The 12,991-nt window shown below is 62.0% G+C and carries 13 protein-coding genes and 1 rRNA gene; 5 read left to right on the top strand and 9 right to left on the bottom strand.

Features of this window, described 5'->3' with window-relative positions; genetic code table 11:
• Positions 1 to 242: 242 nt before the first annotated feature.
• A complete protein-coding gene (gene cueR / locus BMW76_RS00060; RefSeq protein WP_090861491.1) occupies positions 243 to 668 on the bottom strand; it encodes a Cu(I)-responsive transcriptional regulator in 426 nt (141 codons plus the stop codon).
• A gap of 135 nt (positions 669 to 803) precedes the next feature.
• On the opposite strand from cueR, the gene BMW76_RS00055 reads away from it, so the two are divergent.
• Both BMW76_RS00055 and BMW76_RS00050 read left to right on the top strand, forming a co-directional pair.
• Positions 804 to 1,013 (top strand): heavy-metal-associated domain-containing protein, encoded by a 210-nt coding sequence (locus BMW76_RS00055; RefSeq protein WP_090861489.1) that lies wholly within the window; start codon positions 804 to 806, stop codon positions 1,011 to 1,013.
• A 14-nt stretch (positions 1,014 to 1,027) separates the two neighbouring features.
• Positions 1,028 to 1,942 carry a dTDP-4-dehydrorhamnose reductase family protein gene (locus tag BMW76_RS00050; RefSeq protein ID WP_090861487.1) on the top strand — a complete coding sequence of 305 codons (915 nt, stop codon included), beginning with the start codon at positions 1,028 to 1,030 and terminating at the stop codon, positions 1,940 to 1,942.
• 22 nt (positions 1,943 to 1,964) lie between these two features.
• On the opposite strand, the gene BMW76_RS00045 is transcribed toward BMW76_RS00050, so the two are convergent.
• The 5 genes from BMW76_RS00045 to tnpB (BMW76_RS00025) form a co-directional block, all read right to left on the bottom strand.
• Entirely contained in the window at positions 1,965 to 5,114 is a 3,150-nt protein-coding gene (locus tag BMW76_RS00045; RefSeq protein WP_090861485.1) for an error-prone DNA polymerase, read from the bottom strand.
• Positions 5,115 to 5,120: 6 nt separating this feature from the next.
• On the bottom strand, positions 5,121 to 6,590 hold the full coding sequence (locus tag BMW76_RS00040; protein WP_177200270.1) for a Y-family DNA polymerase: 1,470 nt from the start codon (positions 6,588 to 6,590) through the stop codon (positions 5,121 to 5,123).
• The gene (gene imuA, locus BMW76_RS00035) at positions 6,520 to 7,227 is read right to left on the bottom strand and encodes a translesion DNA synthesis-associated protein ImuA (protein WP_090861483.1); all 708 of its coding nucleotides are present in this window, start codon (positions 7,225 to 7,227) and stop codon (positions 6,520 to 6,522) included. The genes BMW76_RS00040 and imuA overlap by 71 nt, the downstream gene beginning before the upstream one ends.
• Positions 7,228 to 7,441: 214 nt before the next feature.
• Positions 7,442 to 8,986 (bottom strand): IS66 family transposase, encoded by a 1,545-nt coding sequence (gene tnpC, locus BMW76_RS00030; protein ID WP_090861481.1) that lies wholly within the window; start codon positions 8,984 to 8,986, stop codon positions 7,442 to 7,444.
• Positions 8,987 to 9,062: 76 nt separating this feature from the next.
• Positions 9,063 to 9,227 (bottom strand): IS66 family insertion sequence element accessory protein TnpB, encoded by a 165-nt coding sequence (gene tnpB, locus BMW76_RS00025; protein ID WP_407668879.1) that lies wholly within the window; start codon positions 9,225 to 9,227, stop codon positions 9,063 to 9,065.
• Between tnpB (BMW76_RS00025) and BMW76_RS42725 the strand changes: the two genes are divergently transcribed.
• The 3 genes from BMW76_RS42725 (at position 9,179) to BMW76_RS41595 (ending at position 11,718) form a co-directional block, all read left to right on the top strand.
• On the top strand, positions 9,179 to 9,520 hold the full coding sequence (locus tag BMW76_RS42725; protein ID WP_177200288.1) for a DUF5372 family protein: 342 nt from the start codon (positions 9,179 to 9,181) through the stop codon (positions 9,518 to 9,520). The genes tnpB (BMW76_RS00025) and BMW76_RS42725 overlap by 49 nt on opposite strands.
• Positions 9,521 to 9,637: 117 nt before the next feature.
• Positions 9,638 to 10,765, top strand: coding sequence for a recombinase family protein (locus tag BMW76_RS41600; RefSeq protein ID WP_218162520.1), 1,128 nt, complete (start codon positions 9,638 to 9,640; stop codon positions 10,763 to 10,765).
• A 353-nt stretch (positions 10,766 to 11,118) separates the two neighbouring features.
• On the top strand, positions 11,119 to 11,718 hold the full coding sequence (locus BMW76_RS41595; protein WP_218162519.1) for a hypothetical protein: 600 nt from the start codon (positions 11,119 to 11,121) through the stop codon (positions 11,716 to 11,718).
• A gap of 42 nt (positions 11,719 to 11,760) precedes the next feature.
• Here BMW76_RS41595 and tnpB (BMW76_RS00015) read toward each other — a convergent pair whose 3' ends face one another.
• The 3 genes from tnpB (BMW76_RS00015) to rrf all read right to left on the bottom strand — a co-directional run bounded on the left by tnpB (BMW76_RS00015) (position 11,761) and on the right by rrf (position 12,988).
• Positions 11,761 to 11,970, bottom strand: coding sequence for an IS66 family insertion sequence element accessory protein TnpB (tnpB, locus tag BMW76_RS00015; protein WP_090861479.1), 210 nt, complete (start codon positions 11,968 to 11,970; stop codon positions 11,761 to 11,763).
• A gap of 45 nt (positions 11,971 to 12,015) precedes the next feature.
• Complete coding sequence (locus BMW76_RS42720; RefSeq protein WP_407668878.1) at positions 12,016 to 12,252, bottom strand: transposase; 237 nt, start codon at positions 12,250 to 12,252, stop codon at positions 12,016 to 12,018.
• A 622-nt stretch (positions 12,253 to 12,874) separates the two neighbouring features.
• Positions 12,875 to 12,988: ribosomal RNA gene (rrf, locus tag BMW76_RS00005) — 5S ribosomal RNA — on the bottom strand.
• Positions 12,989 to 12,991: the final 3 nt, after the last annotated feature.

The following is a 12,991-nucleotide window of genomic DNA, read 5'->3' as shown; positions in this document are numbered from 1 at the left end:
GACATCAGGGATTTCCCGTAAAAGGGTTAACCCGGATTATAGCGGTCTGGTGCGGTCTTGCCAGTGAATTGCCCGAATGGTGTGCATTCCGTTTTGGAATGGTGCATCTTAATCTCTTAGACAAACCCTTGTTTTGCGGTAGATTTCTTGAGATTTGCCGTGAAATCCGCGGAAGTTGCATCACGATTGCACCAATTTAGCGCAATCGTTGGCGATTGGGCACAATGTTGCGTGGCTGTTTTTCAATGGCTGTGACAATCCGGCGCGATATCTATCGGATCAACAGCGGCGAGGCCCTCGATAATCGGACAATCCGGCCGGTCATCACCATGACAATGCTCCGCGAGATGCGCCAGGGTGTCGCGCATCTCGGTCAGTTCGGCGATGCGGTGGTTGAGTTCGGCGACGTGCTCCAGCGCGATCGATTTCACTTCCGCGCTCGTGCGTGTCCGGTCGTGCCACAGCGCGAGCAGCCTGCGGATGTCCTCGACGGGAAAGCCCAGCCGCCGCGCCTGACGGATAAAGCGCAGCGAATGTACTTCCTGCGCGCCATAAACCCGATATCCCGCTGACGTGCGCTCCTTTGCCGCGAGCAATCCGACGCTCTCGTAGTAGCGGATCATTTTCGCCGTCACGCCCGATGCGCGGGCCGCTTGACCGATATTCATCGCCCGTTCCCCACTCTGCTTTCCACAATATGTTGCATGATTCTTGACCTTCCCATGATGGGAAGGTCAATCATGTAGTTGCCGGTCGACAGGCATAATTCAATGGTTGCAGGACTGACAAGCTAAAGGAAAAGCATGAGCATCGAATTCAAGGTAGAAGGCATGAGCTGCCAGCATTGCGTCGCGGCCGTTACACGCGCCATCCAGGAACACGACGCGCACGCGCAGGTTCACATCGATCTGCCTGCGGGCAAGGTCGCCGTCCAGTCGGGGGCATCCGTCGACACGCTCAAGGCCGCCATCGACGAAGCCGGCTACACAGTCGTCGCCGTCGACAGCCATTGAGCCGGGGAACGCAGATGTTCAAGGTTGCCGTTATCGGCGCATCGGGTCTGCTGGGGCGGGCCGTCGTCGGCGAGCTCGCCCGGCAGCATGACTGGCAACTCGTGCAGACGGCACTCAACCATCCGGGCCCGCAAAGCGTCAGGCTCGACATCCGCGATGCCGATGCCGTCACGCGGTTCGTCGAGGGCGAGCAACCCGATGCCATCGTGATCGCAGCGGCCGAGCGCCGGCCGGATGTCTGCGAGCACGACCCGGCGCTCGCGCGCGCGTTGAATGTCGACGCCGTGCGCGCGATTGCGTCGGCGGCACAGCGGCGCGGCGCGTGGCTGCTGTCCATTTCCACCGACTATGTATTCGACGGCACGCAGCCGCCTTATCACGGCGATGCGACGCCGTCGCCGATCAACGCATATGGCCGCAGCAAGCTGGATGGCGAGCGGGCGCTCGCCGAATCCACCGACCTGGGCTGCGTGCTGCGCCTGCCGCTGCTGTTCGGGCCGATCGTCGGCTGGCAGGAGTCGGCGGTAACGAGTCTCGTGCCCGCGATTGCGGCATCGGCAAGCGCGGCGCCCGACGCAAAGGCTGCCATGATGGACGCGTGGGCGATCCGCTATCCGACCTATACGCCGGATGTGGCCGTCGTCGTGCGACAGTTGCTGGAGCGGCATGCACGCGGCGAGGCGGTGTGTGGCACGGCGCAGTGGTCCGGCGACGAACCAATGACGAAGTACGACATCGCGCAACGCCTCGCAGACGCGCTGCAAATCGACGCGCAACTCGTGCCGCAGCACACGCCAACGGACTCGACGCCGCGTCCGCACAACTGCCATCTGGACTCGTCACGGCTCGAAGCGCTCGGCATGGGTCGGCGCACGCCGTTCGATACGGCGATCCGCCAGGTGCTCGCTCAGTTTCCATGGCGCGGTTAGCGGGGCATAAAACGGCGCGAGATCAATGGAAGTCGCGGCTCGTCGATTGCAGTCCGCCCAGCAGATGCGACATGTCGACGAGGCGTTGCGCCACGAGGTGCCGCACTTCGCCCTCGCATTGCCACGTGCCGTAGACGGCGAGCAGCGATGCGCCCAGCGCTTCCCTTCTCTGCTTCTCCAGCAGGCTCGGCCATACGATCACGTTGACGTTGCCCGTTTCGTCCTCGAGCGTCACGAACAGCACGCCTTTCGCCGTGCCGGGCCGCTGCCGCACGGTGACGATTCCGCATCCGCGTGCGAGACGTCCATTGCGATAGCTGCACAATGTCGACGCGGGCATGAGGCGTTGCTCCAGCAACACGGGCCGCAGCAGTTCCAGCGGATGACGGCCGAGCGTCAGTCCCACTGACCGGTAATCAGCGACGATGTCCTGCGCTTCCGACGGCGCGCCCAGTTCGGGCGTGTCGTCCTGAACGGCGGCGACAGACAGCATGTCCTTGTCGGGCACGGCAGCGACCGAATGCCACAACGCCTCGCGCCGGTTGCCCGCCAGCGACGACAACGCATTCGCATCGGCGAGCACATGCAGGTCGTGCCGGTTGAGTTGCGCCCGCCGCGCGAGATCATGGACGCTCCTGAACGGGCGCTCCACGCGTGCCTTTTCGATGCGCTCTGCTGCGCCGTCCTTCATGCCGCGCAACAGCGACAGCCCGAGGCGCACAGCGGGACGCGTGCGGCCCGCCACTGTTTCAAGCGAAGAATCCCAGCCACTGACGGTCACATCCGCGGGCAAGACGATCACGCCATGCCGCCGCGCGTCCTGCACGAGTTGCGACGGCGAATAGAAGCCCATCGGCTGGCTGTTGAGCATCGCGGCGAGAAACGCCTCGGGCTCGTGGCATTTCAGCCAACTGCTCGTATAGACCAGCAGCGCGAAGCTCGCCGCGTGACTCTCCGGAAAGCCGTATTCGCCGAAGCCCTTGATCTGCTCGAAGATGCTCTCGGCGAAGCTCTGCGGGTAGCCACGCTCCTGCATGCCGTTGACGATGCGGTCGTAGTATTTGATGAGGTCGCCCTTGCGCTTCCATGCAGCCATCGCGCGGCGCAGCTGATCGGCTTCGCCCGGTGTGAACCCCGCCGCGATAATCGCGACCTGCATCACCTGCTCCTGGAAGATCGGCACGCCGAGCGTGCGCTCGAGCGCGACCTTCAGCTTGTCGTTCGGATAACTGACGGGTTCGAGCTTCTGCCGCCGGCGTAGATACGGATGCACCGCTCCGCCCTGAATCGGCCCCGGCCGCACGATCGCGACTTCGATCACGAGATCGTAGAACTCTTGCGGCTTCAGACGCGGCAGCATGCTCATCTGCGCGCGCGATTCGATCTGGAACACGCCGATCGTATCGGCGCGCGAGATCATGTCGTAGGTCGCTTTGTCTTTGGGCGGAATGTCCTGCATCTCGAAGCGTTCGCCGCGCCGCTCCGAAACGAGATCCAGCGTGCGCCGGATCGCCGACAGCATGCCGAGCGCGAGCACATCGACCTTCAGCAAGCCCAGCGATTCGAGATCGTCCTTGTCCCATTCGATCACGGAGCGATCGGCCATCGCCGCGTTCTCGACGGGCACGAGCCGCGTGAGCTTGCCGCGGCTGATCACGAAGCCGCCCGAATGCTGCGACAGATGGCGCGGAAAATTGAGCAATTGCGACGCGAGCCGCGCCCATGCCTGAATCAGCGGCTTCTCCGGGTTCAGCCCCGACTCTTCGAAGCGCTTGAGCAGATCGTGACTCGTATCGAACCAGTGATGCGACTTCGCGACAGTATCGACGATCTGCGGATCGACGCCGAGCGCCTTGCCCGTCTCGCGCAACGCGCCGCGCGGCCGGTACGTCGACACGGCCGCAGCGATCGCCGCACGGTCGCGCCCGTACTTGCGATAGATGTACTGGATCACTTCTTCGCGCCGCTGATGCTCGAAGTCCACGTCGATATCGGGCGGCTCACCGCGTTCCTTGCTGATGAACCGCTCGAACAGCATGTTGCCGCGCGCCGGGTCCACTTCCGTCACGCTCAGGCAGTAACAGACAGCCGAATTGGCCGCCGACCCGCGCCCCTGACACAGAATGTGCTGGCTGCGCGCGTAACGCACGATGTCATAGACGGTCAGAAAGTACGGCTCGTATTTGAGGTCCGCGATCAGCGCGAGTTCGTGCTCGATCTGATCCTTTACATTCTGCGGAATGCCCGAAGGAAAACGCCGCTGCGCACCGATATACGTTTCCTGTCGCAGATATTGCGTCGGCGTGTAGCCTTCGGGCACGAGTTCGTCGGGATATTCGTAGCGAAGTTCATCAAGCGAAAACGCGCAGCGCGACAACACGCTGATCGTTTCACGCAACGTATGCTCGGGATACAGATTCGCGATGCGCAGACGCGAACGCAGATGCTGTTCTGCATTCGGCGCAAGCTCGTAGCCGCACTCGTGCACCGGCCTGCCGACGCGGATCGCCGTCATCGTGTCCTGCAGCGGCTTGCGCGAGCGCACATGCATCACGACATGACCCAATGCGACGACGGGCACGTTCTGCTTGCCCGCGACATATTCGAGCGCGCCGCGATGAATGTCGTCCATTGCGCGCTGATGCAGCACGAGCCCGACCCATGCGCGGCCGGGAAACGTCTCGTCGAGCCATTCGATCTGCGCTTCGAGCGCCTCTTCGTCCGCGGGAAAGTCGGGCACGAGGATCGCGAGGCAATCGGGCATGCCGCGCAGATGTGCGTTCTCGCGATCAGGCCGCGACAGATCGTGCGGCGTGAGGCGATATTCGCCCTTCGGCGCGCGCGTGCGCGCGAGCGTGATCAGCTCCGACAGATTGCCGTAGCCCTCGCGATTCTGCGCCAGCAGAATCAGGCCGAACGCGGGCGTGCCATCGGCATTGCGCAACCGGAAATACGACCCGATGACGAGTGGCAAGCCCACTTCCTTCGCCGCGACATGCGCGCGCACGACGCCCGCGAGCGAGCATTCGTCGGTGATGGCGAGCCCCGAATAACCCAGCTGAAACGCGCGCTCGGCGAGTTCTTCCGCATGCGATGCGCCATGCAGGAACGTGAAATTCGAAAAGCAGAATAGCTCGGCGTAGGCCGGCAACGCATTGAATGTCGTGTCCATCGCGCGTCACCCGAACAGGCCGTGCAGGAACCAGCGCGGCTCCTCTTCGGCATCGCGGCTGCTGATGCGCTCGCGATAAACCCAATAGCAACTGCGGTCTTCGCCTTGCATGACGAAGTAATCGCGCGTGACGAGTGCGCCGTCGAACCAGCCCGCTTCGATCCGCTCGCCCGGCGACACTATCTTCAGCGGCGAGCCGTAAAACGGCCGGTGCTGACGCATCAGCAGACGCATGGGCGTCGCCAGCATCCACGTCGGACGAGGCAGGCTCTTCGGCAACTGCATCTTTTTTTCCGCGTGGTTCACGGGCACCCAGCGGTTCGCGATCTCCGGCCGGTAGTCGGCCGTCGGCGCGGGACGCAACACGTTTTCGTCGCCGAGTCGCGCAATCAGCAGCTCGATCAGCCGCGCGTGATCCGCCGGCGAGCCACCCGGCTCGGGAAAGAGCTGATCGGTGGCGGGCGCGGCCGCATCGACCTTCGATGCATCGAGCCGCACCGCGATAGCCGGTGCCTCCAATGTGAGACGATGCAGCCGCTCCTTCACGAGGCGCAGCAGGTGGTCTTCGCGCCATGCGGCTTCGCCCAGTGCGATGTCGATCGACGTCGGCGCGATGGCTTCACGGCCGCGCTCGTGCTCGAACGATAGCGTAATCGCCGTCACGGCCAGTTGCTTCGCGCACAGCCAGCCGCACAGCTGCACGATCAGACGATGCGCGGCGAACACGGCGCCATCCGCATGCTCCAGACGATCGGGCAATTCGAGGCGCGCGCTGAACGTGGGCGGCAGCTCGAGCCAGTCGAACAGTTCCGGCGCGGTGCCGAACGCGCGGTCGAGCGAATCCAGCAGATGCTCGCCGCAGCGCCGCTGCAGACCTGCGCGCGGCAGACGGCGCACATCGGAAATCGATTCGCAGCCCAAGCCGCCGAACCAGTCGGCAAACGGACGGATCTCCGGCACGGCGAGCATCGGCAGCGGCTCGAGCACGCGCTCGAGCGATGCGAGCTGCAGCACGCGCCGGTTGCCGTGTTTCGCCAGAAGCCATGCGCCCTGCCCCGTCGGCGCGGCGCTGATGCGCGCCGTCAGACCGAGCGCGTCGAGAACCGCCTTCGCCTGCCGGCATAGCGACAACAGCCCGCCGAAAAGCCGCAAGCTCGCGCCGACTTCGACGAGCACCGTCGCTTCGTCGAGCAACGCGACATCGGGTGAAAATTTCATCAGCGCCACGCCGACTTCGCGCTGCGCCGCGTTTTCACGTGCGATGTCGCGCTCGTACAGAGCTGTTTCCGGCGACAACGTCAGCACACCACCGCGCTTCATGCCCAGTCGCACGCCGGCTGCGCGGGCCGCGCTGTCGGCAATCGCGACCTTGTCCTTCTCCAGCACCGCGCTGCCGTGCACCGGCTCAGGCGACCACCTCGGTCGAAAGACTTCGAGCGGCAACTTCGGCAGATGGACGGCGAGAAAGACGCGCATGGCGAGAAAACAGAACAGGAGTGGGTTGAAGAGGGATCGACAGAGGTTCCGCGCGTGTTGGGCCTCGTCGTTTCACGATGTCGACCATCAGACCGTCGGCCGAGGGGCGTAACGCGAGCCGCAAGAGCGCCGGGGATGAGTCCTGAGCCGAGGCGAGCGGCCGGACCATGATGAAGAGCGTCTCCGACGACTGCGCGGCCAGATGGAGACGCCGCAGCGACGACGCCTGCGCATGCTGTGCCCACAGGATCAGCGCGCCGCAACTGCCGGCACGCAGGATCTGTTCGGCGGACCAGAAGGCATCGACGCTTTTGGGGGCTTTGATTTGCAGCAGCTTGTCGAGCGAGAGCCCGATGTAATTGAGGCCCAGGCCGTCAGGAATATGCGGCGGCTGAACGAGAGCAACCGGCCGATCGCCCAGTGAACTCAATGCCGGCCGCAACAGCCGCAGCTCGCCGACGCCCGGCACCTGGACCAGCAAATCGACAAGCGCGCCGATGGGCCAGCCACTGCCGGGCAACTCAGTGGATAGCGCGGGATAGCCGGTGTCGAGCGTGCGCCGTCCGCCGCGCGCGAGCTGTGAGGCTCGCCATAGCGACGGATGAATCTCTTCGGCACGGGTAGCGGCGGCTGACATCGATGTAGGAAAATACCTGTATATTTGTACAGTATCCTACACGGAAAATTGCGAGATGAATCGCGCCCTTTTTGAGGCTATTTTTCTTATGAATTAAACATCAGGCCTATTAGGAGTGTTTTGTATCTTTAAATTCTTTTGAAGCTTTAAAGCGCTGCGATAACGGTTATCGGTAAGCGTGTCACCAGCGACCTCTTGACTGGAAATCGTGATTTCAGACTGCGGTGCGGAGTTGAGCGGCAACGACCCACGGTACGAGTTCGTCGATGCGGTTGATCGCATGGTCGGCGATGCGTGCGAGCACGTAGCGCAGATACGCCTCAGGATCGATGCCATTGAGTTTCGCGGTGCCAACCAGACTGTAAATTGCGGCGGCACGTTCGCCACCAGAGTCTGCTCCAGCGAACAGATAGTTGCGTCGACCGATGGCCATCCCGCGTAGCGCGCGCTCGACTGGCAGGTTATCGATTTCGAGCTGGCCATCATCGCAGTAGCGTGTGAGCGCTTCCCACCGGTTCAACGCATAGAGGATCGCCCGACTCGTGTCGGATTTGCGCGAGAGCGTTTCGAGTGTCGTCGTGAGCCACGCATGGAATCGGTCAAGTAACGGCCTTGCGTGCTGCTGGCGATAGGCGTGGCGCTCGTCGGGCGGTTTGCCCCTGATCGTTTCCTCAATCCGGTATAGCGCGCCGATACGCTCAAGCGCCTCGGTGTTCAACGCATTGGGGCGCGCTGCGTGCAATTCATAGAACTGGCGTCGAGCGTGCGCCCAGCAAGCTGCCTCCGTGACACGCCCGGTTTCATAGATGGCCTGGTAGCCACCGTATGCATCGGCTTGCAGCGTACCGCTGAACGACCCGAGGTGCTGCTGCGGGTGGATACCCTTGCGATCCGGCGTATAGGCGAACCACACCGCCGGCGGTGTGATGTCGGCCGATGCGCGATCATCGCGCACGTACACCCACAAGCGACCCGTCTTCGTCTTGCCGTTGCCCGGAGCAAGCACTGGAACCGGTGTGTCGTCGGCGTGCAGTTTCGTCGCCGACATCACGTGACGACGCAGTGTTTCAACGAGCGGCTGCAGCAGCGTCGCCGCGTGACCGACCCACTTCGCAAGCAGCGAACGATCAAGCTCGACGCCTTCTCGCGCGTACATGACTGACTGCCGGTAAAGCGGTATGTGGTCTGCGAACTTCGAGACCAGCACGTGCGCCAGCAGCCCTGCGCCGGCGAGTCCGCGTTCGATGGGGCGGCTCGGTGCAGGCGCCTGGGAGATGTGGTCGCAACACACGTAGGCAAACTTCGGGCGCACATGACGGATGACCCGGAAGCTGGCCGGTACGTACTCAAGCTGTTCGGCGACGTCTTCGCCCAGCGACTTCATCAGGCCACCGCACTGCGTGCACTTCCCGGCGGATTCGGGCAGGTGCGTCTGGATCTCTCGCGGCAGATGATCGGGCAGTGGCTTGTGCGGTGCCTGTTCCACGGCCGCGCGCGGCGTCTTCGGGATTTCGAGCGGCGTCGCGCCTTCGTCGGCCTCAAGCTCTTCGAGACGCAGTTCGAGTTGCTCGATCTGACGGTCCAGCTTCTCCGACTTGCGACCGAACTGCATACGGCGCAGCTTGGCAATGAGCAGCTTCAGGTGTTCGACTTCGGCTGCGCGCGAAGCCAAGGCGGCTTGTTGCGAGTCGACCGTTTCTTGCAGTTTGAGCACCTGAGCGTCGCGCTCGCGAAGCGCCGCCTCCTGGCTGAACAGCATGGCCTTCAGCGTTTCGACATCGTCGGGAAGGGGTTCGCGCGCGTCATGCAGGCAGTTTACGCGCCGGCAACGACGTTTACAACGCTGAGGTCGGTCGCGCTGTTCTCGTTGGTTGCCGCCAGTCGATGCCTTCCAGCAGCATGGATAATTGCGCCGGGCTCAGGCAAATAACACCAGCGTCGGCTTGAGGCCATACGAAGCGCCCCTTCTCGAGCCGCTTGTAACATACCGCGAAATGCAGGCTCTGGGGCTGCCACAGAACATCTTGTCCGCATCACTCACCCGTTCCACCCGTTCAGCGGACAGCAACTTCTTTGTGTTGGAGAACGCTATAACCGGTCTGGCCGACGTCTCCTTCTGCGCATCGACGACAAGAGTTATTGCTCCGTTCCTCCGAAGTGGACCGATATGAGCGAACCTGATCCCGAGATCTCTATGGGACGAGAGCGCGCGTTGTTCACGGTCAACGACTTGATGGAGCTTGCGCTACTCGTGAGACGCCTTTCGTACAGGCGTGCCGGGAGCGGTACTTGACCGTAAAGGGATTTTTGCCGCACATGTAAAGTCGTCGAACGCTCAGCCCATCGAGCGTCAAGGCTTTATCTACGTACTCGCAGGCATGGCTGTGACGGTCAATGAGCGGAGAACACCGTGAACGCGTCCCTTAAAGTTCAGCCTCACCACCTCGAACGGAGCGCTTACCTCTACGTCCGGCAGTCGTCGATGCGGCAAGTCCTCGAGAACGTCGAGAGCACAAAGCGACAATATGCCCTGCGTGGACGCGCGACGGCGCTCGGCTGGCGTGACGAGCAGATCGTCACTATCGATAGCGACCAAGGGGAGTCTGGAGCATCGGCGTCCTGGCGGGAGGGGTTTCAACGACTGGTCACTGACGTGGGCATGGGCCGCGCAGGCATCGTCATGGGCCTGGAGGTGTCGCGCCTGGCCCGAAACAATGCTGACTGGCATCGGCTTCTGGAAATCTGCGCGCTCGCTGATACGCTGATTCTCGACGAAGACGGGATATACGATCCAGCAAGCTTCAATGATCGGCTCCTGCTTGGGCTCAAAGGAACAATGAGTGAAGCGGAGCTTCATGTTCTCAAAGCGCGCCTACGAGGCGGCATTCTGAACAAGGTGAATCGAGGCGAGTATCGGTGCGTGCTACCGACCGGCTTCGTATATGACGACCTTGGCAACGTAGTGCTTGACCCAGACTCCCAGGTCAGAGAGACCATCACATACTTCTTTGAAACGTTTTTGCGAGTCGGCTCTGCCAGCCAGACAGTCAAGGTCTTCAAGAAAGAAGGCCTCCTGTTTCCATCCCGTATGCGCAACGCGAAGTTCCTGGTCTTCCAGCACCTCACCGCGTCGACGGCACTTCGCATGTTAAACAATCCGCGCTACGCAGGCGCTTACGCCTACGGCCGGAGGCACTATCGCAAACTCGCAGACGGGCGGAAAGTGCCGAGAAAGCGTGATCGCAATGACTGGCTTGCTTGCATTCCGGACGCCCATCCTGGATACATTACCTGGGAGCAGTATCAGCAGAACCTTGCTGTTCTGGAGACGAATGGTCGCGGGTATAAAGTCGCGCGATCATCGCCACCTCGCGAGGGGGCTGCTCTACTGCAGGGACGCGCCATCTGCGGTCGTTGTGGTCGGTATCTCCGGCTCCGGTACGCTACGCGGACGACAGGAAGCCTGGTATGTCTGCGATCGAGCACACGGCGCTCGTGGAGAACCTTGCTGCCAGTCAATTGCCGGAGCGCCGATTGATGAAGCGGTTGGCGCATTGATCGTCGCGTCGATGACTCCGGCTGCCGTTGAGTTGGCATGGGAGATACGCAGGGAAATCGAAACGCGTCACGATGAAGCCGACCGATTACGCCTGCGCGCCATCGAACGCGCCCGGTTCGATGCAGATCTTGCGCAACGGCGCTTCATGCTGGTCGACCCAAGTAACCGACTGGTCGCCGACACACTCGAGCAAGAATGGAACGACAAACTGCGCATATTGGCCGACGCGAGAGAACAAAGGGAGCGTAGCCAGCAGCAGGAGCGTCTCATACTCGACGATGCGATGCGCGACCGGCTCATCGCAATGACAGCGGACTTCAAAGCACTTTGGCGTGATCCAGCCGCTGGCGAATCGAGAGCGAAAGCGGCTGCTAGCCTATATCGTCGAGGACGTCACACTGGTCAAACTTGCAGACGAAGGGACAACAAAGATTCACGTTCGCTTCAAGGCCGGCAAGATTGAAACGCTCACGGCGCAGAATCCCAAAACATCTGCACAACAGGTCAAAACCCAGCCAGAGGTCCTCGAGCTCATCGACAAGCTTCTCGATGACCATACGTGCTCTCAGATTGCCCAGCTCCTCAATGATCGGGGTATCCGCCCCGGCGGTTGTGTCCGTCCAGGCAAAAGCAACATTCGGTTTACCGCGCTGCGCGTCTCATACATCGCACAGCGAAACGGACTCCGGTCCCGCCGCGACAGACTGCGAGACCGCGGCATGCTCACAAAACTGGAGGCTGCAGCTCGACTCGACATCCACGAAGCAACACTCACCTGGTGGGTCGAACACGGCCTCGTCAAACGACACGCCTATAACGATTATGCGTTTCTCTATGAAGTCCCGGATTCCCACCCGCCAATAAAGCACAGCAGCCGATGGGATCGACTCACTGACCGTGCGAAAGCGGCGCACAGCGAGCGTCGCATCTAAAACCCTCTGATGCCGCGAATAGGAGTTGCAGTATGAATCCAGCTAGTTCATCAGCAGGCACATCCCATCGCCACTCCACCACAGCATCTTGAGCAGGTCGCCGCGTTTGCCACGAAACACGAAGACGTGCCCGCAGAAAGGATCCCTTTCCAGCACGGTCTGCACCTTGGCGGCGAGGCTGTTGAATCCGGCCCGCATGTCGGTCACACCGGCAGCCAGCCACACGCGCGTCCCTGACGGCAGGCCAATCACGACGACGACCGCAACGTTGCCAGTACCGTCCGAAGCGCACTCAGATCAAGTGGTCCATCGAAGCGGACTCGCACGGCGCCGCACTCGACGACGATACTCGACGTCAGTTGCGCCGGCACAGGCATGCACAGGAATGAACGTCTCAGCGGGCTGAGCTTGCGTAGTCGATTGGGCGCGCTCATGAGCACGACGCCAGCGCGCGATCATGTTGGCGTTCAATCCGTGCTCCTGTGCTACGTCGGCGATCGAACGGGCCGGATCGTTTGATTGCGCTACGACCATCGCCCGGAATGCCTTTGAGTAGTTCTTGGATCCCGGTCGTCGGCCTACTGCCTTCGTTTCCATCGTTCTGGTTCCCACTTGATCTGGTGGGAACTAGGTTGCCGATCAGGCGCACCTATGAACAGACGGTGGTGAAGCAACGCTTACGGTTATCGCACACCAAGTCGGGATACCAGATCTATGAAATTTGTGATGGACTTCCGGCAATGCATTGCTTGCGCGGATGATTGATTTCGATGAGTAGCGGTTGTCACAGGTCATTGCCCGCGATGTCGCGTTGCTGGGGGAGACCGCAGGACGGCCTTGCGTTGATACGTGGCATGAACGCATGGCACGTGCGGTGAAACAGATGCCAGTGTCTGGGGACAGCGCGTAGCGGTGCGCGTACGGGAGCTATCAACCGGAGGGAGGGTCTGCCGGGAAGAAATGTCTGCCCCGGCCGGGATCGTGGCGCCGGCGCTATCGGGGCGGCGCCAGTCTGAGCGTGCAGCCCGGCTCGTTACCCGTGTCGCCGCTGCCAGCCCGGCTTAAGCAGCGCTGGCCAGCGGCAGGGTAAAAACGCGCCGCTGTAAACGGCCACGGCCCCGCCTTTTGAGGGGCGGGGCCGGGACTGGGGTGAGGAGCCTGACGATTACCTACTTTCACACGGGCAATCCGCACTATCATCGGCGTGGAGTCGTTTCACGGTCCTGTTCGGGATGGGAAGGGGTGGGACCGACTCGCTATGGTCATCAGGCAT

Source organism: Paraburkholderia diazotrophica (assembly GCF_900108945.1).
Classification (GTDB): domain Bacteria; phylum Pseudomonadota; class Gammaproteobacteria; order Burkholderiales; family Burkholderiaceae; genus Paraburkholderia; species Paraburkholderia diazotrophica.
This window is presented reverse-complemented; position numbering and strand designations above follow the sequence as displayed.